Raw genomic sequence first — 20,271 nt, 5'->3', positions numbered from 1 at the left:
ATACGAGGGTCCACTCGTGGTCGTAGTGACAACCTATGCTCCGTATGCTAAAAGATACTTTGAGGGACGAGGACGATATGAAGATCGCATATTCAAGGACCGCTGATGTATTGACAATTCGGCTCGGCAAGGGTCGGCCGGTGGACTCCAGGGACATCGCTGAGGGGGTGATCGTCCACTTGGACAAGAGAGGGGTACCGGTCGAGATCGAGATCCTCGACGCCACCAAGGTTATGAGCGCGCGAGAAGCACTCCGGTATTCCGATCCCCTCGCGGGCCAGAAGTCACGCCTTGCGGCGTAGACTTCACCCCGAACCTTCCCCCCTTCCTGCCCGGGTTGGCCGGTTTACGAATCTGGTCAATCGGGAGTGTCTTGACCCACTCCCAGTAAGTATGTCTCCTGGCGCACGCCCCGAAACCCCTGCCGGTGGCCTCCGCTGGCCCTCCAGTGGCCGAACTCGACATTTCCATCTGATTTCGCCCCCATTCTGCATGACCGGTTTATTCGGCCCCAACCCACATGGAATCGGCCCCCGGGGCACTCGGCCAAGTATGCCTCACCTTCGTGGCTCGGCTCTGGAGGCCGAGTACCGCACCGTCCTGGCTGGCATGCTTGACCTATGGGCCGGCAGGCGTAGAGTAGACGGAATGCACGGGAGGGCGGGAAGACCAGCACGGACGGACCGCCTGTTCGCGCGGGGGATTTGTTTCCTTGTTGTGTCAGCAATCCTCTTTTCTTGCGTACGGAAAACCAAGACGACCGCCCAGCAAACCGCCGACGACTCAGAGAGCATCCCTTTGGATGTGGGCATCCCGCTTTCACCGGAAGTCGCCTCCGCCTTGACGGGCGTGGAAGAGGATGCCGAAGTCGATGTGTATCTCGGCGATGAGATCGTGGCCGAAGGCGTGCGGGGTGGAATTCGCGCCGGCGTGCGAGGCGGCATTCGCGCCTCCGAGCAAGGCGGCGTCCGAGGAGGCGTCCGCGGTGGGGTCCGGGCGGGAGAGCAAGGAGGCGTGCGGGCTGCGGCCCTTCGACAAGCTCAGGGCGAGCGAGATCCCGTTCGTGCTGAGCCTGTCGAAGCACGGAGGCAGTCCGCTGACGACGAAAACACGCTCGTCTACCAGTTCACGTTCAGGCTGCCCCGGGCGTCCGCCAGAGACGGGGCGAACGACGTGCGGAGCCGGGTCCGATCGCGGACGAACCGGGAGGTTCCCTTCGTGGAAGTCACCGCTTCCGTTAGGATCAAGCCTCAGGCCGCGCCTGACCCGAGCGCGCCGGGTGACGCGGCCCCGGCCATCACTTTCGAGATTGAAGAGACACCCATCCCGCTCAACCAGGTGATCCTGCCGGACATCGACGGTGACGGCATCTCCAGCCTTGTCGAAGTCGCCACGGCGAAGGCGACGACGGGGAGCATCGAGCAGGCCCTGGCCGCTGCCGCCGATGCGAGCAGCGCCCCCACGCAGGAACAGGTGGTCGCCGCGTTCACACAACTCGGGAAGACTCTCGAAAAGAACCTGAAAGACGCCGGCGTCACGGTAAAAGTCGACCTCCAGAATATTGACGTGACCCCACCCGACACGACAGCCACGTTGGACAAGGCACGGGCGAAGGTCGGCGAGGAGATCAAGGTCACGGCCGCGTGCACCAAGTCGGCGTGCAACTACCGGTGTCAACTCGACGCCCAGCCGCTTACCGCCTGTCCCAGCCCGTTCGCTCTGAACACGGCCTCTCTCCCCTTGCCGGAGGGGCCGCATACGCTCGCCGTCCGCGCCGCCGACCCGCTCGGCAACACGGACATCACTCCGGTGATCCTCTCGTTCACGATCCTGCCCAAGGCCGAATGCGGCAACAAGATTTGCGAGTCCGCCGATGGCGGAGGAGAAACCGTCGAGTCGTGTCCCGCCGACTGCGCGAAATGCGGGGACAAGATCTGTTCAGCAAACGAGTCCGAAGCTTCGTGTGCGATCGACTGCGACAAGACGCCGCCGAATACAGCGATCAGCGTTCAGCCGTCAGATCTCAGCAACAAGACCTCTGCCACATTCGAGTTCACCTGCTCCGATTCCGTAGGGGCGGGCTTGCCCGCCCAGACCGCTTGCACCTTCTTCTGCCAGTTGGATGTGGGTACTCCTGCTGTGTGTACGAGTCCGTTCGCACTGAGCGCCGTCGAAGGGCCGCACACTTTCTCCGTGTACGCCCTCGACAAAGCCGGGAACAAGGATGCGACCCCGGCCACCTACACGTGGGCCATCGATACGACACCGCCGGAAACAGCTATCAGCAATCAGCCGTCAGCGGTCAGCAATCAGACTGTGGCCGGCTTCTCGTTTACCTCTCCCGATACCAGCGCAGTGTTCGAATGCGAACTGGATGCAGCCGGTTTCGCCGCCTGTACAACCCCGAAAGCGTATACGGGTTTGGTCGCCGGCTCGCATACCTTCAAGGTGCGCGCGAAAGACGCCGCCGGTAACGCCGATGCCTCGCCCGCCGCTTACACATGGACCGTCGATCTGACCGCGCCTGCGGTAGCCATCAGCTCTCAGCCGTCGGCCATCAGCGGCTCGACGTCGGCGTCGTTCACGTTCAGTTCGACCGATGCGGGGGCGACGTTCACCTGCAAATTGGATGCGGCGGCAACCGAGGCCTGTACGTCCCCGAAAGTGTACTCCGGTCTCAGCGCGGGTTCCCACGCGTTCCAAGTAAGCGCCACCGATGCGGCGGGGAATGCGGGTGGGGCCGCCGTCACGTGGACGATTGATCTGAGCGCCCCGACGTTCTCCGGCCTCGCCTCCGCCACCGCCGTCTCCGCCTCCCAGATCAATCTCTCTTGGTCGCCCGCGTCCGACGCCGTGAGTCCTGCGTCCTCCCTCGTCTACGACATCTGCCAAACAACGACCCCCGGCAACTGCTCCACCTTCACCGCCACCTACACCACCACCGCCGGCGCCACCTCCTATTCACCAGGAACTCTCTCACCAGGAACCAGGTACTTCTATGTTGTTCGCTCAAGGGATGAAGCAGGGAATTCAGATACGAACAACATGGAACGCTCGGCCCGCACGTGGTCCACCATCGGCATCGTCCAGGCCATCGGCACCCACCTCGGCTATCACACCTGTGCCCTCGCCTCCGATGGAACGGTCAAGTGCTGGGGGTACAATAATAGCGGCCAGCTTGGGAACGGGACGACGGCCAACAACTCCATCCCCGTCACCGTCTCCACGCTCTCAGGTGCCGTGGCGATCGCGGTGGACAACGCTGACACCTGCGCGCTTCTTTCGGACGGGACCGTGAGGTGCTGGGGGAGCAATGGCTCCGGTCAGCTTGGGGATGGGACGACGGTGGATAAATTCACTCCTGTCGCCGTCTCCACCCTTTCGGGCGCCATCGCTGCGGCGGCGGGGGACAGTCGCACCTGCGCGCTTCTTTCGGACGGGACGATGAAGTGCTGGGGGGCCAACGCTTATGGCGGGCTTGGGGACGGGACGACCGTGAATAAATCGACCCCCGTGGTCGTTTCGAGCCTGTCGGGTGCCATCGCCGCGGCGGTAGGTAGCGGGCACACCTGCGCACTGGTCTCCGATGGAACGGTCAAATGCTGGGGGGGCGGAAGTACCACCAATTTTGGCCAGCTTGGGGACGGGACGACGGTGAATAAATCGACCCCCGTCGCCGTCTCCACGCTCTCAGGCGCCGTGGCGATCGCGGCCGGCGAGTACCACACCTGCGCCCTCGCCTCCGACGGGACGGTGAAATGCTGGGGCCTTAACAATGGCTACCAACTGGGTGACGGGACGGGCACGAATAAGACCACCCCCGTCACCGTCTCCACGCTCTCAGGTGCCGTGGCGATCACGGCGGGGAGCGACCGCCACACCTGCGCGCTCATCTCCGATGGGTCGGTGAAGTGCTGGGGGTGGAACGGTTACGGCCAACTGGGCGACGGGACGACCGCCGCCAAGACCACCCCCGTTACCGTTTCCACGCTCTCAGGTGCCGTGGCAATCGCGGGGGCCCGCTGGCACACCTGCGCGCTTCTTTCGGACGGGACGGTCAAATGCTGGGGGTACAACAATGCTGGTCAGCTTGGGGATGGGACGGGAGTGGAAAAATGGACGCCCGTGGCCGTCTTGATGCCCGCCGGCCCGATGGGCGTGAAACTCCCCCGCCTCCACGAAGGCACCGCCTCCGGCGCCCCCGCCCGCCCCTTCCGCGAAGGCATCACGGGAGGCTACAATCACACCTGCGCGCTGGCCGCCGATGGAACGGTCAAATGCTGGGGATACAACTTTTACGGCTTTCTGGGCGACGGGACGACCACGCAGAAGACCACCCCCGTCGCCGTCTCCACGCTCACGGGCGCCATCGCCGTCACGGGAGGTGGCTATCACACCTGCGCGCTGGCCGCCGATGGAACGGTCAAATGCTGGGGATTGAACGGTAACGGCGGACTGGGCGACGGGACGACCACGAATAAGACCACTCCCGTCGCCGTCTCCACACTCACCGGCGCCATCGCCGTCACGGGAGGCTTCTATCACACCTGCGCGCTGGCCGCCGATGGAACGGTCAAATGCTGGGGAAACAACCCGTCCGGCCAACTGGGCGACGGGACGACCACGGATAAGACCACCCCCGTCGCCGTCTCCACACTCACGGGCGCCGTCGCCGTCACCGGAGGTGACTCTCACACTTGCGCGCTGGCATCCGATGGAACCGTCAAATGCTGGGGACGCAACGATCTCGGTCAACTGGGCGACGGGACGGTCACGCAGAAGACCACCCCCGTCGCCGTCTCCACGCTCACCGGCGCCATCACCGTCACGGGAGGCTTCTATTACACCTGTGCGCTGACCGCCGATGGAACGGTCAAATGCTGGGGAAACAACCCGTCCGGCCAACTGGGCGACGGGACGACCACGAATAAGACCACTCCCGTTGCCGTCTCCACGCTCACGGGCGCCATCGCCGTCACGGGAGGTGGCTATCACACCTGTGCGCTGGCCTCCGATGGAACGGCCAAATGCTGGGGCCAGAATACCTCCGGCCAACTCGGCGACGGGACGACCGCCAACAAATCCGCCCCCGTCCCGGTCACCAACCTTCCATAGGTGGCGCCTTGTGAATCGGGACGCCCGGATCGAATTCATCAAGCTGTTCATTCGGATCATCGAGATCACGTTCGCAGGAATGGTGATCGCGCCAACGGCGGCCTATGTACTCGGGAAGGAAGTTTCCATAGCTCAGTATGCTGTGGCCATGCTCATCGGTCTGGCGGTGATGTTGACGGCCGGCGTAATCGCTGTTACCCTGAGTAAAAGATGGAAGGATTGATCAACGGTTTCTCGATTGCGATGGCGGGGGCATGGTTGAGCACCCTGCTGCTCGGATTCGTAGTTCTTCGCTACGCGAAGTAAACGCCTGACGGCCAGCTCGGCGATCCGCCGGCAGGCGGCCAGGCGGTACCACGGTCAACCGCCTCACACCCGTCCCAAGTCCAAAATCTCCCATAAATTCCCCGGACCGCGAGACTCCACAGCCGCCCCTTCGGGCTGAGGCCATTCCGAAGAACGTCAACGTAAACGACATTGGCACACTATGCGTGATGCGCTCGTCGCCAGGAGAGAATCACGTCCGAATTGAGAAAAGCGATACTTCACCCCATATGCCGGCGGTTGGGCGTACGTCTACACAAGCCGAATCCAACTGCTGAGAATGTTCTGGGCGGGGAGCGTGCAAGGTTCGGGAGACCTTCTTTTCGCTACTGACTGGCAGTCGGCGCACCCCAGATGGCGGATTTGTACCCAGGCAGTGCCCGCATGGCGGCTTTTTCAAGAGCTTGAATGAAGGCACAAGCCTCGCTGGTCTCCCACCCGGGGTGTTCACAGGACTGGTACTCGTAGTAGTGGCAGGACTTAATGACCTGAACGGGGTTTTCCTTGAGAGTGATGGGTGTGGGAGTGTACTCTTCCGGCTTGTGGGGTTCGATCTGGGAGTACCGGTACTCGACGGATCTCAAGTTCTCCACCTGGAGGAGTTGCCCGATTCGCTCCTGCGCAGCCCGGTCCCCAGGATGAAGCGTTCCGGATTTCACGCAGCCGTTGGACCGGTTGACATCCCAGACCCACGTCAGGGGCGGTTGCTGGGTTGCCAGCAACCCAGCAGATTGTACGAGGTAGTTGATTTCATGCGGGCTGACAATGTATGCGCTCATCGCGTTTCTCCTTCCCGGGTCAGGCGGCCCCATGCCACGGAGGGTATGGGGCCATGATATGTTGTGGCCCAGGACGGGCCACATGGAACATGGCCTTTTTGGTCGGGCCTTTTCCGAAGTAGCTGTTGACGTCGTGGCCCGTAGGCAGGAAGAGTCTTCCCACTTTGAGGCCGACCTTCCTGGCAAGTTCTTCGACCTCCCTTGACTTTGCCTGGCCCGTGCTGTCGGCGTCGTAGGCCGGAATCACTGAGCTGACTCGCTTGCTTTTGAGCCAGCCGATCCATGAGCGTCTGAGACCTTCCGTTCCGCCGGTGGCCACGGCTCGAAGCGCCATGTCTTCAAGCGTCAGCGCGTCGATGTTCCCTTCGCAAATGTGGATGTCCTGGCCCGTCGTTACCGTGGGCGCGTTGTACGGAAGCACCGGCGTGGTCCCAATGAGGCAAAGCTCTTTGGGGCCGTCGTTCACCCCCTTGACCGCGCGCGCGGTGAAGTAAGTCGGTGTTCCGCTTTCGTTTTTCCAGGGAAAGATGATCCGGTGCGCGTAGAAAATGAGGTGGCCGGCCTGATTGGCAAGCCCCGCGCGCTTCACCCGCTCGGCTCCGAACCACCGAAAAAGCGCGTTTTGGACGGAGTCGTACTGCCCGAGGACCCGTGTTCCGGCCTTTTTGCACACCTGAATGGAAATTCCCCGTTCGTCGCAGAACCGGTCGAGGAGGACGTGACCTGTGTCGAGAAGGCTGTAGAACGCCTCGTAGACCTTTGTATCCACGGGGTGTGAAGTGATCTCGGGTGTGGGTCTGATCGCCGTGGCGGCAAACCCGCCTCCCCTCAGCCAATCGCAGGCCTCCCCGAAATCGATACCCCTTGTCAGGCGGACGAGGTCGATGACGTCTCCGTAGGTTTCCGGGCAGACGAAACACTTGAACCGGTTCTTGCCGACGTGGAGGTGCAGGCTCGGCCTCCGGTCGCCGTGGCTGTGATTCTCCGCGCGAAAGCACCGGGCCTGCCGGCCATTGGCCGTCAGGAGGCCGAGCCGCGCCGCTACGTCCCGGATCGGGACGGCCTTGAGGGTCTCGAGGTCGCTCTTAGGCGGCTTCGTCTTTCTTCTCCTCCGAAGTTGCCGTTTCTACGGTCGACGCAAGGACCGTATGGCGATTCAACTCGTCGCCGCCGGAGTGAAGCGGAGGGGGCGGCCTGTGCGTCGCGTTCCTCCGCGCGGCAAGAATAGCGGCCAGTTCCTCCTGCGGCGTACCGTTTTCGACCTGGAAACACCACCGGCCTTCGCGCGTCATGACCTCGGCCGCGCCGACCGGGTCTTGGACGACCCATCGCCGGTCGACCCGCCTGAAGAAGTCGCTCACCTTGGGCCATATATCGCGCGGCACGAGGTGTTTGAGGTCCGCTTGGAAAGCCGCTTCCTCACCGCCTGCCCCAAGCTCGTGGCGGAGGTACCGACGAATGCAGTCTTGCCGAACTGTGGGTGTACCCGGAGTCCAGATCTCCTCCAGGATGTACGCGTGAAAGACCCCTGCCCAGTAGGGGGGCTCGAATGCCGCGTCCGTCATCTCGGGGAGATCTCTTCGAATGCTGTCGCCGCAGTTTCCGCAGCATCCTTTGGCGGTGTATTTCCATCCCGGCTTGCCGTCGATCAATGCGTAGGCCCTCTCGACTTCGAGTGTTACGCCCGTGCTGCAGATGCAACAGGGCTGAGGGTCGGTGAACACGGGCCAAATGTCGCCGCGTTTGAGAGCGAGCGGGGGTTTCCCACGCTCCCCTTCCGCACGGGGGCCTACTGTCGGGTCGGCGCCGGCCCCGGCTGCCGGGTCCCCGCTGCCCCAAAGGGAAAGGGTGGCCGGTTTGTTCGCTGCCTCGTTCTTGGCTGCTTGCTCCATTCCTTTGTATCCTCCCTACTGTCTCATCGGCATCACGAGCGCGACGTAACCGACTTGCGTGTCGCCGGCATTCCGGATGTCCACAGCGCCCTCCGGTCCGGCGAGCGCGATTTGCACCTGATCATTCGTCACTCCGCCGAGTGCGTCGAGCAAATAGGCCACGTTTGCCGTAATCGCGGTGTCCGGCCCCGTCTGCCAGGCGGCCAGGGATTCCCTCATCTCGCCGGCGTCGGGGTTCTTGAGCGTGACTTCCAACCCCTTCTCAGTGAACTCCATCCGCGCCCCCTGGGTGAGGGGCCCGGCCAGAATCGAGGCCCGCTCAAGGCCCGATTTGAGATGGTTCCTTTCGACGGTTACCGTCGTCGTATGTGTCTTGCGCACGACGTCTCTCCATTTTGGAAAGGTTCCCTCGATGAGCCTCGTCCCAACGGTAACCTTGAGTCCGTCTTTTCCCTCCGCGGTGGCCTTGAGAGCTGTTTTCCCGACCACGATCTCCACCCAGCCGATTGTCGCTCCCCCCAGTTCGGCAAGTTTGCGCGCCGACTCCGTCGAAAGGATGATGTTCTGTGCTCCCTCCGGTCCGGGCTGGATCTCCACCACGGCTTCAGCCGTCGCGGATGCAAGTCTGTGCCCGTCGGTTGTCGTGGCGCGTATGTGCCCTTTCTCGAACTCGAGGAGGATGCCTCTCCCTGAGTTGCACGCGTCTTGTGGCGCTGAATGTAAGATCCGCTTGAGGAGTGTGGTGAGGGCTTCTCCCTGGAGCGCGGCCTTTGCCGTGGGAGTATCCCCGAGGGCCGCCTCCATCTTGGGGTAGTCGTTCGGGTCGATTCCCACGATCTGATACTCCGCGTCGCCCAGATGCACGCGGGCATGGCCCTTCTCGAGTGCCTTCATCGTGAGGCTTTTGAGCTGCTTTCCTTCCCGCATCATGTCGATGATGAGGTCTCCGGGGACGCATAGGCTGCCCTCGGCGCCCACGGTGGCCGGGGCGCTCACCTTGGCGAATGTTTCGATGTTCGTGGCCGCTATTTCGAGCCGGTCGGGCCCCGCTGATTGAATGAGCATGTTCTTCAGGACGGGCATGCTGGACGTTCTGCCTTTGCACAGCCCCGCGACAAACGCCGAGGCCGTAAGGAAGCTTGTGGGTGTGATTTCGAACTGCATGGGTTGGGTCTCCTTTCGATGGGGGTGTTCAGAAGAGCAGGAACTGCCCCCGCTTATTGGCCTTGGGTGTGGGAGGCTGTACTTCTTCCGTCCCGACATGGTTGATGGCGCTTTGCTCTGCGCCCTTGGTTCCCGTCTCGGCCGAGTTCCCTGCCTGCGCCGTCGCGGCAGGCAGGGCCGCCGACGCGCCCCGCACCAATCCTTGCGACCATCCATTCTCGGGCGAGGTGTGCAGCCGACCAGGCGGCATCGCCTTCCCACTGTCCGCTTGGGAAAGGTATTCGCTGGGATTGGTGCGGGGCGCGCTCAGTCCTCCCTGGACACGGGACTTCGCGAATATCTCGCGGATATCCGGGAGCTGCGTATTTCTCATGAGCGCGTCCGAGAGCTCCGACAGGATGCTTGATCCTTCGCCGGCCGCCAGCCCCTGCTCCGGAATGGACTCGCCGTCGATCATCAGCGCGGCAGCGAGCTTCTTGCCGCTCAGAGCCGTCGCTTTCTCCTGCGCGGTCCTCGTGTAGTAGAAGTAATAGACTTTGACGGGCCGGGTCTGCCCGATCCTCCAGGAGCGGCGGCTGGATTGTCTCAAGGTGTACAGGTTGTACTCGGACTGGTAGTAGATCAGCGTTGGAAAGTCGATCAGGTCGAGACCGACTTCCACAAGACGGGGATTCGCAATGATCACGTCGCTCGACTTCGACGCCTGCTCGATCCATTCCATTCGATCCTCCGCCTTCACGGTGTCGGACCGTAGGGTAGTCACGCGCAGACCCGCTCGCGTGAGGACCTCCGCAAGCCGCGGCTGGACGTCTCGTACTCCCGTGAAGGTTGCAAACAGAAACACTTTCCTCCGCTGGCGGGCTTCCGTACGGATTACATCGAGAAGCTTTTCCTCTTTGGGAAGGAGCTCCCGGCTTTCGCTTGTCCCTTCAAGGGCGGGTACATGATAGACCTCTTTCATCTCCCGGTTGACGATGGCTTCCGACTTCCACGGGTTGTCGGGCCAGGAGAGAAGTACCTGCAGGAAGAGCCCCATGCTTTTTGGGTCCCGGTCGAGGCCTTGGAGGTACCTGAAGCCCGTTTCGATCTCCTCGTAGAGCTTCTTCTGGGAGTCGCTCATCGGTACGGCGACGGGGAGTTCCTCGAAGTCGGGAAGGGCCTCGTGGACGTCCCGAAGCGAGAGAAACACGGTCCGATTCAGCAGATACCTGAAGACGAGCGGCGATATGCCGGGCCTCTCCCGCACGGTCTCGCGCACCGCGTGCTTGCGTGTCACGATGCCCGCGTCTCCCTCCTCGTGGTGGATGATCTTCTCCGTGCAACCGTACAGCTCGATCCATCGCTGGACCTCATTGAACCCGAACTCCCTTCGTACCTCCGGTGAGATTCGGTACAGCAGGTAAAAGAGGCTGGAACTGTATCCGTTGACGATCGTTCCTGTCGCAAGGATCATCTTTTTCGCTTGTCGCGAGAGCCGGTAGAATGCCGCGCCTTGGGCCGTGTTGCCTCCCTTGAACTGGTGCACTTCGTCGGGAATGAAAACTTGAATCCCGTACCGGCGCCGTGCGATGTATTCGGCCAGCGGGTACCGGGCCCTCCCCCCGGGCAGGCGTGTCCAGGTCCAGAGGGGTGCGTCGCACTCGGCGCAGTAGGGGAATTTCTTCGAGTCCGGATTGGGCGGATGGGTCTCCCGGTCCTCGGTGTGCGGGCGGTTCGGGTCCTGGTAGGTGATTTCACCGGCTCCGCAGTGGGGACAGAAGAAGACGCCGTTCCTCTTGGATCGACTTTGCCAGAAAGTTGCATGCCGTGGCATCCCCAACTTGGCCGTCTCCTTGGATAACAGAAGGACCTGGGTACCGTTCAGTTTCCCTTGAAACACATGGTCGATGTCGGAGAGCGTTCGAAGGATGTAGGTCTCGCACGCGGGGATCGTGTCCTGCGCCTCCTTCTGCCATTTCCTGAGCAGGTGGGATGGGCATAAGACGAGAATCCGCCCCAGGCCGCCGAACTGCTCCTGGATTAGGATGTGGGCCTGGGCGAGTGCACACAAGGTTTTCCCCACGCCCATCTCGCCGACAAAAGGCGCGTCGACCCCGTGGGCCTCCCCAAGCCTCGTCCACAGCGCCGCGATCGCGTGCTGCTGCGCGGGGAAAGGCGTTCGTTTCAGCCCGGCCACGTGGTTTGCCACGGCGGGCGGTACCGTGCCCCCGTACAGTGGGGGGTAGGCGTCTACAACACGGTTAAGGAGAAGGTCTCCGTGCTCTTCAATAAACCGGAGGGCGGAACTTCCGCTTACCTCGACCGGACCGTCCTCTCCGGCGCTGGGTTCTCCCGTGGGCGTGTGTCCCGGCCATGGGCCTTCCTGTCCGATGGTTTCAACGGCAGCGCTCAAAATCTCATCTCCTCGATTTGTCCCGTGGCGAGGTCAAGGATATTGACTCCGCATTGCATGTATTCCCGGATGATCGTCTTGCCCTTCTCCTCGTCTTCGAACGTATGCGTGTGCTTTTGGGAAAATCCCTTGACGGCCACCCGCCTGGGACCTTTCTCTCCGGGAAGCTCGATCACCGTGTTGTCCAGAAATCCGCCCAGGAGGAGCTGCACAATGTGGCCTTTCTTGAGGGGCATGAGGGGTCGTTCCATCTGCGCGAAGGTTCCCCGCAGTTTGTCGGCGAGCCACCGGGCCGAAGTGCCCGTTTCGAGCTCGGCCCTTACGTCATCTTCGCTGACCTCCGTGCAGGTGAAGGTTGAGAGCGCTTTTCCGTACGGAATGCTCCAGGGTCCGGAAACCCGAAGATGTTTGCCCAAGCTCTCGAAGGGCTCGGTCGGGATGTCGTGCTCACGCCTGTGCCAATCCGGGTCGGCCCTCAGCTTGCCGATGACGAATATTTGCCGGAATCGTTCGTACTCTCCCTCGGGAAAACGGTAGGCCTTGATGGAGTGGAACCGGCATCCAAGAACAACGCGTACTTGGTAGTCTCTGAGGAGAATCTCCGGCACAATGAAAACGAGAACCCCCTCTGGCTTCAGTGCCGGCCACGCCCGTCGCAGGAATCGCTCCTCGAGCCGGCGGCCTCCGGCATCGTCGTAGGGCGGGTTGAGAAGAAGGAGCGAGATGCTGCCGGGTTCGATGAAGGTGTCGAACAGGCTCGTGTGGAGCACGTGCTGGAGCTTCTCGCCGGCGCGCCGCGCCCGCACCTGATCAAGTTCGATTCCGTACGTGATGGCCCGGGTTCCGCCGGTCAGACCTGCGAGCGCTGCTCCTTCTCCCGCGCACGGATCCAGGGCTGCGAACGTGGTCCCGGGATTGTGGACCGCTGTCCGCAACGCCTCCACGACTTTGGGGGGCGCGGGATAAAATCCGAGCCGAATCTGTCCTTCTCCGTGGATGGGATTGCTCCTTTCGTTCTAGGGCCGCCGGCGTTTTACGCCGCTTGGCGAATCGGTCTCTCCCCGCGGCCCTTTGCTCGGGGTGGAGTTTTCGAGGCGTGTCGCGCGTCTTCGATATTCACGACCTTCGCCTGCGCTCGGACGATCCGCGTGACGTCCTCCTTGATCCTGGGAGTGGTGCGGACGCTGAACCCTTCGAACTGTCCTCTCCCATGTAGCGGGATGATGTCTCTCTGTGTCTGCATCCGTTTCCAGAGGGGCCCGGCGAGGTGACTCGGAATGGGTATGGTGACGGCCCGGTTGGCGGCGCGAACGAAGGCTCCCAGAGGGTCCTCCCCTCTTGGAACGATGACGTAGAAGCTCCTTTCTTCGGCAATCTGTCCGCACGCCTGAGGGTGAAGGAGGGTCATCATGCTGACGCCCGTCCGGACGGTGGAGTGGCTTCGCTCGTACTTTAGGTCAAGTTCAAGCCGGAGCCTCGCGATGCCCTCCTCGGTCGATATGTAGTGGTCTTGCTCCAGTTGCTCGAGGACTTTCCCGTCCGCATTCTCGTCGCGACAAAAGAAGACCTCTTTTCGAAGCCATAGCCCGGAAGCCACGGCCTTGACGGCCTCGCGTGCCCCGTAGAACCGCGCGAGCACGAGTGTATGTATGTTGCCTGCCGGCTGGGTGAGAATATCCGCCACGTAAACGTGCGCCCCGCCGATTCTTAGGAATGATCGAGTCTCTTGTTTCTCCGGGTGGGGCTCCGTCCCCGTGCTCTCCGAGGCAGTAAGGTTCTTCAACTTGGGCCTCCGGTCCTACTGCTGCCCGCTCAGGATCCGTCCGCCCTCGATAAGGCCGAACGTTGCGGCGGCCCGGAATAAGAGATCGTTTGCGGCGGGTCCTTCGTTTCCGAGGTCCTGCTGGAGGGTCCCCAGCACCCCTCGCGTTGCGGGTCCCATAATGGTGCGGGCGACCTTCTCGCCCAGCTCCCGAAAATATCTCTCGGCGGCCGGTTCTCCGCGGAGGGCGCCGCTGACGAGGTTTTGAAGGGGATCGTTCTCTCTTTTCATGTGGGGTTTTCCTCTTGAATGGTCTGTGGCACGGCCGCGACGTCCCCATTGCTCCCGAATGGGTGGGTGGCTTGCGGTCCTCGGCGATGCGGAACAGTGGGTGCTGCTTGGGCTGTGTTGCTAGGCCGCTTCGAGAAGCGACTCCGGCTGGACGCCCCCCAGGGTGAGTCGAACGAGGGAGAGGACCTTCTGGAGCCGCTGCGCCCCGAGCTTGGAGAGCGGCTCCCGTAGTCGGTGCAGCGCTTCCAGCGCCCGTACCCATGCCGCTTCCTCGCTTGTATCGTCCTCCATGACCCGCCGCCGGCGAGCGGCCGGAAGCGTTCCGCTCGTGAGAATCTCTTCCGTGATGTTTGCCCACACATAGACCGGCACGCGCCCCTTCAAGGTCTCCGTAATCTGGCTTGCGAGGGCGGCGACCGCCCGCTCCGCTGCCAGGGCCGGCACGACGGTGGTCTGCGCTGTGAAATCCTTGCGCGTGGGTTCGGTCCGGCGTACCTGGCCTGCCGTCGCACCGCCATCCTTGGTCAGGATCGAGATGAACCAGGGTGCGTCAACGGTACCGAGTCTTAGCTCTTCGGGATGCTCGATGATGAAGGACCGCAGGTCCCGCTCTTCGATCCAGTGACGCTCATCGCTCGTATGGCTTGCCTCCGGGTTCCTCACGATGGAACGCAGTTTTCCTTCCTCGCACCAGCGAGCGACCTTATGGGGGCTTACGCCCAGCCCTTCGGCGGTCTGACTCCACGTGTATCCCCCGAATTCCCCTCGGAGCCTCATCCTCTTGCGTTTCATGGCGATCGCGCCCAGCGATCGGAGTACGCCCGTTTCCTTGAAGAGCCTTCTCTGCAGGGGCCAGACGCTCAGGTATCCCAGCTCTTCGATGATCCTTGTTTCCGCTGGGGTCCACGCCGCTTCGGCCGGTCGCGTCAGCCCCAGGTGCCGTGCCCGTTTCCCGATGGAGTGCCTTGAGACGTGGAGGTCTCTTTCGAGCCTGGCGGTTATCCCTCTTCGACGCACACGGTAGGCTTCTCTCAGCAAGGCATCCATTTCCTTCGTCCAGACCCAAGCCTTCGTTGTCCTTCCCATCGTGTCCCTCTCGTTCGGCTCCAGCCGCCCGGGCTACGGCCGCTCGCCTCTACGCGTCCGTTTCAAACACCTCGATCTGCTCCGCCTTGCGGACATGTTCCGCGACCTTCGGATCGAACGAGCCGTCGTGTTTGCGCACGAGCGCGATCCCCGTGATCGCAGTCTGGAGGAACATGCCCGGTCCGACCTGCATCTTGGCGATCAATTCGACAAGACCCGGCAGGTCGTCACCGGGCGCCAGGCCGCAGACCTTGTACCGGTGGCCGCACGGGAGACCTCTCCACTTGGTCTTGTTCTCCACGAGCGTGGGGGGCGTCAGATAGAGCGATCCCCCGATACAGGAGGGCTCCTGTCGAAGGGTGAAGTGGAGTTTCTTGGGACAGAAGCAGAGCGGGTCCGACTCGGTCTCCGCCCTCGTCCAAGCCGTCGGGTGGACGAAGAACATTCGCGACTTCGCCGTCAGTTTGGAGAAATCGAGATGCTCCGGTACCCGGCGTGAGACGCCGGCGACTCGCACCTCCTCAATGAAATCCCAGACGCTCTCGTAGAACTCTTTTCCCACCCAGATGAGGACATGCCAGGCGCCGTCCTTTTCGAACAGGATGGGGGACCGGTGGGGTCTGAACCAATTGGGGGACCCTCCGTCTTTCTCGCTGAGCGGTGGGTCAATCAGGAGTTCCTCGATGGGGGTCCCGTAGGGGCTCATTCCCGTTTCCAGGTAAATGCCGCCCCCTTTTCGGCTCCCGCAACCGCGCGGGACGGCCAGTGCTCGTGCCATCAGTCTTTTCCTTCCTTTGTTTCGAGGGCCGCGCGCAGGCGTCCAAGACACTCGTAGGCTTCTTGCGCATGTTTCGCGGCCCCTTCATTGCCCGTGTGCTTTAGTTCCTTCAGAAGGTCCCGTAGGCCCTCCTTGATTCTTCGCACCCGCTCCAGCGGCTCGTTTCCTTTGGTCGGGTCGGTGGCGAACATCCGGAGGGGAACGGACACCGGTTCCTTCTTTTTCATGGCCTCCACGGCGTCGAGGCTGATCCGTTCTGCTCCTTCCTCCTGCCATTTCTCGACCAGGGCGCCTTGCTCTTCTTTATTGAGTCTCGCTGCGCGCAGGGCCGTGCTCAGCGTCAGCGTCCCCGTTTCAAGCGCCTTCCGTAGGTCGGGTGAGAGGTTTCGAAGGGCGAGCCGCGCTTTTACCCATGTGCTGGGTTGCCCCAGGCTTTTCGCGATGCCCTTTGCCGTAAGTCCGGAGGCGACAAGCCTCTCGATCGCTGCCAGTTCAGCCACGGGGTTTTCAGATCGGTTCCCATTTTCCGTGAGAAGAATCCCTACGCGCTCCACTTCGCTCAGGTCCCCCTCGTCGTAAACCCTTGCGTCGATCATCTCCCAGCCAAGCGATCGAAGGGCCCACACGCGCCGGCGGCCCGCCCGAACCCGGTAGCGCCCGTCGCCAGCGGCCTCAAGGGTCGGCGCCTGGAGGAGTCCGACCCGACCGATCGAGTCGGCCAGCTTTTTTACGTCGGGCGCGGGTCCGGAAAGGACGATGTCCCTCACGGCGACCCGCCGCATGGCAGCCTGCTTCTTCCTTACCTCGATGAGAATGAGTTGGTCTCCGGGAGGTGTGACTTCTGAAGTGCTCTCCGCGGTTGCTGCTATTGGTGTCATCTCGTTTCTCCGGTTCCTGGCTGAACTGTCTCTCGCTCTTGGTTTCATGGGGTGGATCCGTCCTGACGGTGTGTGCCTGGACGGGGGTGGACTTGTTCTGTTTCTACTCGGTCTGTCCGGGTGCGCGGGCCAACGTTGTGGCGGGATGCTTCTTTGGTGTGCGCTCCCCCCGAATGATCTGGAGTGCTTTTGCGGGGTTGGTTTCCAGGCGCCATCCCCCTTTGTCGCTGTAGTGCCGGAGGCCCCAGCCGCTTCTCAGTCGTAGGAGATACCCGACGGTCTCTCCACCGCGAATGAGTTTCTCATAACCTTTTCCGTCCGTCCCCTCTGACTCAATTGTGATGTTTTCCATGAGGATAACGGACTCTCGCAGATCCGGTTTGTTGGTTGCGTCCGTGGGGGTGCGCTCAGGCTCGGACGTCATGTCCGCATCGGTTGACATTTATGTCTCGTTCCTTTCCCGCTCCCTCTCGGCTTTCCACCAGTGTCCCCTCCCCGGGCCTCGCAGGGCCTCAAGGGCCTCACGGGCTTTCTCCAGCGTTTCCTCACCTATGAGCCGGGCGTCTCCGAGTCCCACGTTTACCCGAAGGCAGTCGAGAACACGGTCCATCGCGTTGACCACCTCCGCCAGCTTTCCTTCGCTGAGCGCCCTCGAGTCGAGACCCTTGCACGCATTGACACACGCGGCGATTCGCTGCGCATTGGCTTCCTCCTGGTCTGAGAGGTACTCACCCGAGCCGAACGGGATTCGGCAGATGACAAACGCCGGCGAGCCGTCCGGTTTCGCATACATCTCCTGTGGGTTGACTTCAAAAGCGTAGTCCAGGAGCGGGCGTGCGCCTCTCCCTTTTCGGTTTTGTTCCGGAATCTTTCGGGCCACCCAGGGCTCGGGGGTGTGGACCCCTACCCTCCTGCGATGGAGTCGGTCGGGAGGCGTGTCAACGGTCATGTCGCCTTTGCTCCTTGTGGAAGGTTTTTCATAGTGTTTGCTGTCTTCTTTGTGTCCGATGCTTGCCTGCCGTTGGTGGCACGCTTTACGCTGATGCTGAATCGGAACCATCCAGGGTCTCTGCTGCACGCCTCAACGCCGTCTCGTAGTCCCTGATCAGCGCGAGATCCTGCTCGAGCGGCCTCCGATGGAACGCTCAAATGCTGGGGATGGAACCGTAACGGCCAACTGGGCGACCTGTCTGCATGCAGGGACGCACAGGCAGACGGGACGACGGTCAACCGCCTCCATGGCTTTGTCGGGGATCTACCTGGAGATAATCTCGAACAGTCTCTCGGCGCTCAGGCTTTCGCCCGGCGACGCATCGTGGCATAGTCGGTCAAACGTCGCAGTTCCTCCACCGTGAAAGGAATTCTGCAATCACCGGGCAAGATCGCAATGATCTGTTTCAGGTCATGCACCTTCGGGAAGTCAATCACTCGTAGCGTCAGGAAGGCCTTGATGTATTTCTCGACACACTGCTGAACATGAAAGCAGGCGGTGTCGGTCGGGCAGTCTTCTTCGGAGCGCAACGTCAGGGCCGCGTTTTGAGATCGTTCTCCGCCTTCTGCACCCAAGGCCGCACGATTTCAAGAAGGGCATCAGGCCCCTAATCCGTAGACAACGCCCGGCTGCCGAGGGAAACCGGCTCACCCGTTGGGTGGGCCGCGTAGGGGCTGCCTTGGCGGCCCGCCAAGAGGGCGAGCAAGCTCGCCCCTACGCGATCAAACCCCTTGCCGACGGATTAAGGCAGGCTCGGGCATACAGGAGCTTCCCTTCCTTGAGAGCAACCCTGGGGATCATGGCCGGAATGTCTTTCCATTTTTCCATCTCTTGCGGTGTTACCACAACCACATCAACCGCCATCGGGATGTCGTGAAGAGCCACCCCGATCTGGATTCGCTTCTCTCGCTTCGACCCATTCACCGGCATGACCACCAACAGGTCCGCGTCGCTGTCCTTTTTTGCGCTCCCTCGCGCACGAGATCCGAACAGGTAGACCTGTTCCGGACGGAATTGCGCGACGATCCGGCGAACCATTTTGCGGATATTTCCGTTCACAGATTGGCTTTTCCTCTTCATCGTTCCTTTCCCAAGGATACTCCGCTCATGGGGGAATGTCATCGCTGCCGCAGCGGGCGGACCGCCATCCACCCGCGGCAACATCGTGCCGATTTCGCGTGCGGCATCCGCATCGGTGAGGAACTGCCTGATGATCCGGCCCCGAGCGCTGTAGGCCAACACCGATACGTACCTTTTGCCCGCTTGGGTTTGGACGGACGCAATTTCGTAGGCACGTCCTCCGGATCAAACGACGCCGAAGGCGCCCACCATCGTCAAGCTGCGGCGCGGTGACCGCACTGCTCCGCGACGCCTTGCGAATCATGCCCCCGACCGCCTGCGGTTCATGACACGTTTGAGCACGCTTCAACCGCCGTCTCGATCCCCTCGATGTAGGCGGCATCCATCACGTCTACGCCCGCGCAGGCATGGGCGAGGACCAACGATTCGATCGCATGCATGGCCCCGTCGTAACGGAGCCATCTCTCCCTCTCCTCCGGGCTCCACGCATCGGGCTGGGGTTCATGTAGATCGGAACGAATCGTCCCGGCGCCCCCGTTGCTGAGATCGATCCGGATGCCCAACGTCCCAAGCTCAATGACACCTGGACGGTTTATTTTCATGCTGCTTCCCTCCCCGCTTGATTGGACGGTTCGATGACTCGCCGGCGGCGCCTTGCTCATCTTATGCGGCTTGCTGACCGCCGACGCCGTCTTCCATGCTCTGCCCTCCATGGCACTGTGACATCGAGTAATCGAGCGTTTCCCTGCCGCCGCTGGTGCGTCTCACTCTTTTCTCGAATCGTGACCATCCAGGGTCTCTGCTGCACGCCTCAACGCCGTCTCGTAGTCCCTGATCAGCGCGAGATCCTTTTTTAGCGGCCTGCCATTCCGGCCAACCGTCACAATGGGGGTGCCGTTGTGGTCGACAGGCACGTCGTGGTCGCGGCCTCCAAACCCGACGAATGCGCATGCCCCGAATTCATTTCCGGGTCCGTGGTGGCCCCGGTAGACCATGCCGGTCTTTGCGAGTCGGTCCCGTCCGTGGTAATGGCCAACGTCCGCCGACTCATCCACCGCTCGCACGATTGTGCCGCCGAGACCTGATCTTTTCTCGATGACGTCAAGCTCCGTATCCAGGATCTTCTCCGCGACTTCGAGGTCCTCCTCACGCAGCTCGATTTCGAAACGGCACCGATCGCTCACGAAACACCTGCCTTTCGCTTGTCAGTTCGATCCGTCTGTTTTGCGAAGGCTTCCTTTCGCACTCGCAGCCAGCCCGCCGTGTTGATGTATGCGATTCGCCGGGGCGTGATGAAGGCGGCCCCACCGCCCGGCGCATCTCCTGCCAGCTCTACTATGTTGTGCGACCACCCAAACCCGAAGCACTCCTTTGGGCGGAAGTCCTTTAGAAAACGTTGAATCAGCCGACAGAGGGGCAGGATGGCGCAGCTTCGATCGCACTGGACCCGAAGGACCTTGTTCTGCCGTCCTTTCCTGGCGGCGACCGTCGAGCTTGTCACGAGGGACCACCAGAAGGGCGGCCAGGCGCAGCACTGGGTTCCGCATTTCCGGCGGAACCCGCGATCTGCCTCCACACGATGTAACGACCCGATGGCAATTCCTTTCATCGTCCCCGGAGCGGAGCGAAGGGGGCGTGGTTCAAGCTCTTTTCTAAGCCAGCCCTCCTCCCGTGGCGTAATCCCGCCCAGTGTGATGTCGAGTTTGCATGAATACCCCGTCATGTGGTTCTCCCGTGAA

Annotated in this window: 21 protein-coding genes and 1 pseudogene; 3 read left to right on the top strand and 19 right to left on the bottom strand. The window is 62.0% G+C overall.

Going from position 1 to position 20,271, the window contains the following annotated elements:
• Positions 1-77: 77 nt before the first annotated feature.
• The 3 genes from HYT87_13185 to HYT87_13175 all read left to right on the top strand — a co-directional run bounded on the left by HYT87_13185 (position 78) and on the right by HYT87_13175 (position 5,338).
• Entirely contained in the window at positions 78-302 is a 225-nt protein-coding gene (locus HYT87_13185; GenBank protein ID MBI2060717.1) for a DUF2283 domain-containing protein, read from the top strand.
• 2,743 nt (positions 303-3,045) lie between these two features.
• Positions 3,046-5,115: an RCC1 repeat-containing protein gene (locus HYT87_13180; GenBank protein MBI2060716.1), complete on the top strand. Its 2,070-nt coding sequence runs from the start codon at positions 3,046-3,048 to the stop codon at positions 5,113-5,115.
• Positions 5,116-5,125: 10 nt separating this feature from the next.
• Positions 5,126-5,338: a hypothetical protein gene (locus HYT87_13175; protein MBI2060715.1), complete on the top strand. Its 213-nt coding sequence runs from the start codon at positions 5,126-5,128 to the stop codon at positions 5,336-5,338.
• 427 nt (positions 5,339-5,765) lie between these two features.
• Here HYT87_13175 and HYT87_13170 read toward each other — a convergent pair whose 3' ends face one another.
• The 19 genes and pseudogenes from HYT87_13170 to HYT87_13080 all read right to left on the bottom strand — a co-directional run bounded on the left by HYT87_13170 (position 5,766) and on the right by HYT87_13080 (position 20,255).
• Positions 5,766-6,218, bottom strand: a complete 453-nt coding sequence (locus HYT87_13170) for a hypothetical protein (protein MBI2060714.1) — start codon at positions 6,216-6,218, stop codon at positions 5,766-5,768.
• A 19-nt stretch (positions 6,219-6,237) separates the two neighbouring features.
• A complete protein-coding gene (locus tag HYT87_13165) occupies positions 6,238-6,987 on the bottom strand; it encodes a toprim domain-containing protein (protein ID MBI2060713.1) in 750 nt (249 codons plus the stop codon).
• Between the two features lie 66 nt (positions 6,988-7,053).
• Positions 7,054-7,272 (bottom strand): annotated as a pseudogene (locus HYT87_13160) (hypothetical protein).
• Positions 7,273-7,303: 31 nt separating this feature from the next.
• Positions 7,304-8,110, bottom strand: coding sequence for a hypothetical protein (locus tag HYT87_13155; protein MBI2060712.1), 807 nt, complete (start codon positions 8,108-8,110; stop codon positions 7,304-7,306).
• A 15-nt stretch (positions 8,111-8,125) separates the two neighbouring features.
• Positions 8,126-9,274 carry a DNA polymerase III subunit beta gene (dnaN, locus tag HYT87_13150; protein ID MBI2060711.1) on the bottom strand — a complete coding sequence of 383 codons (1,149 nt, stop codon included), beginning with the start codon at positions 9,272-9,274 and terminating at the stop codon, positions 8,126-8,128.
• 28 nt (positions 9,275-9,302) lie between these two features.
• Complete coding sequence (locus HYT87_13145) at positions 9,303-11,666, bottom strand: DEAD/DEAH box helicase (GenBank protein ID MBI2060710.1); 2,364 nt, start codon at positions 11,664-11,666, stop codon at positions 9,303-9,305.
• Positions 11,663-12,601 carry a class I SAM-dependent methyltransferase gene (locus HYT87_13140; GenBank protein ID MBI2060709.1) on the bottom strand — a complete coding sequence of 313 codons (939 nt, stop codon included), beginning with the start codon at positions 12,599-12,601 and terminating at the stop codon, positions 11,663-11,665. Before HYT87_13140 ends, HYT87_13145 begins: the two co-directional genes overlap by 4 nt.
• 98 nt (positions 12,602-12,699) lie before the next feature.
• Positions 12,700-13,449, bottom strand: a complete 750-nt coding sequence (locus tag HYT87_13135) for a hypothetical protein (protein ID MBI2060708.1) — start codon at positions 13,447-13,449, stop codon at positions 12,700-12,702.
• A gap of 15 nt (positions 13,450-13,464) precedes the next feature.
• Entirely contained in the window at positions 13,465-13,719 is a 255-nt protein-coding gene (locus HYT87_13130; protein ID MBI2060707.1) for a hypothetical protein, read from the bottom strand.
• A gap of 120 nt (positions 13,720-13,839) precedes the next feature.
• On the bottom strand, positions 13,840-14,805 hold the full coding sequence (locus HYT87_13125) for a hypothetical protein (protein MBI2060706.1): 966 nt from the start codon (positions 14,803-14,805) through the stop codon (positions 13,840-13,842).
• Positions 14,806-14,854: 49 nt separating this feature from the next.
• Entirely contained in the window at positions 14,855-15,583 is a 729-nt protein-coding gene (locus HYT87_13120; GenBank protein MBI2060705.1) for a hypothetical protein, read from the bottom strand.
• The gene (locus HYT87_13115) at positions 15,583-16,365 is read right to left on the bottom strand and encodes a ParB N-terminal domain-containing protein (protein MBI2060704.1); all 783 of its coding nucleotides are present in this window, start codon (positions 16,363-16,365) and stop codon (positions 15,583-15,585) included. The genes HYT87_13120 and HYT87_13115 overlap by 1 nt, the downstream gene beginning before the upstream one ends.
• Before the next feature lie 199 nt (positions 16,366-16,564).
• On the bottom strand, positions 16,565-16,903 hold the full coding sequence (locus tag HYT87_13110; protein MBI2060703.1) for a hypothetical protein: 339 nt from the start codon (positions 16,901-16,903) through the stop codon (positions 16,565-16,567).
• Positions 16,904-17,410, bottom strand: coding sequence for a hypothetical protein (locus HYT87_13105; GenBank protein ID MBI2060702.1), 507 nt, complete (start codon positions 17,408-17,410; stop codon positions 16,904-16,906).
• A 341-nt stretch (positions 17,411-17,751) separates the two neighbouring features.
• Entirely contained in the window at positions 17,752-18,027 is a 276-nt protein-coding gene (locus HYT87_13100; GenBank protein ID MBI2060701.1) for a HEPN domain-containing protein, read from the bottom strand.
• Between the two features lie 139 nt (positions 18,028-18,166).
• A complete protein-coding gene (locus tag HYT87_13095) occupies positions 18,167-18,694 on the bottom strand; it encodes a nucleotidyltransferase domain-containing protein (protein MBI2060700.1) in 528 nt (175 codons plus the stop codon).
• A 161-nt stretch (positions 18,695-18,855) separates the two neighbouring features.
• Complete coding sequence (locus HYT87_13090) at positions 18,856-19,134, bottom strand: hypothetical protein (GenBank protein ID MBI2060699.1); 279 nt, start codon at positions 19,132-19,134, stop codon at positions 18,856-18,858.
• A 162-nt stretch (positions 19,135-19,296) separates the two neighbouring features.
• Positions 19,297-19,716, bottom strand: a complete 420-nt coding sequence (locus HYT87_13085) for a hypothetical protein (GenBank protein MBI2060698.1) — start codon at positions 19,714-19,716, stop codon at positions 19,297-19,299.
• A complete protein-coding gene (locus HYT87_13080; protein ID MBI2060697.1) occupies positions 19,713-20,255 on the bottom strand; it encodes a hypothetical protein in 543 nt (180 codons plus the stop codon). Before HYT87_13080 ends, HYT87_13085 begins: the two co-directional genes overlap by 4 nt.
• Positions 20,256-20,271 lie beyond the last annotated feature (16 nt).

The organism is Nitrospirota bacterium, from assembly GCA_016180645.1.
GTDB lineage: Bacteria > JACPQY01 > JACPQY01 > JACPQY01 > JACPQY01 > JACPAV01.
This window is presented reverse-complemented; position numbering and strand designations above follow the sequence as displayed.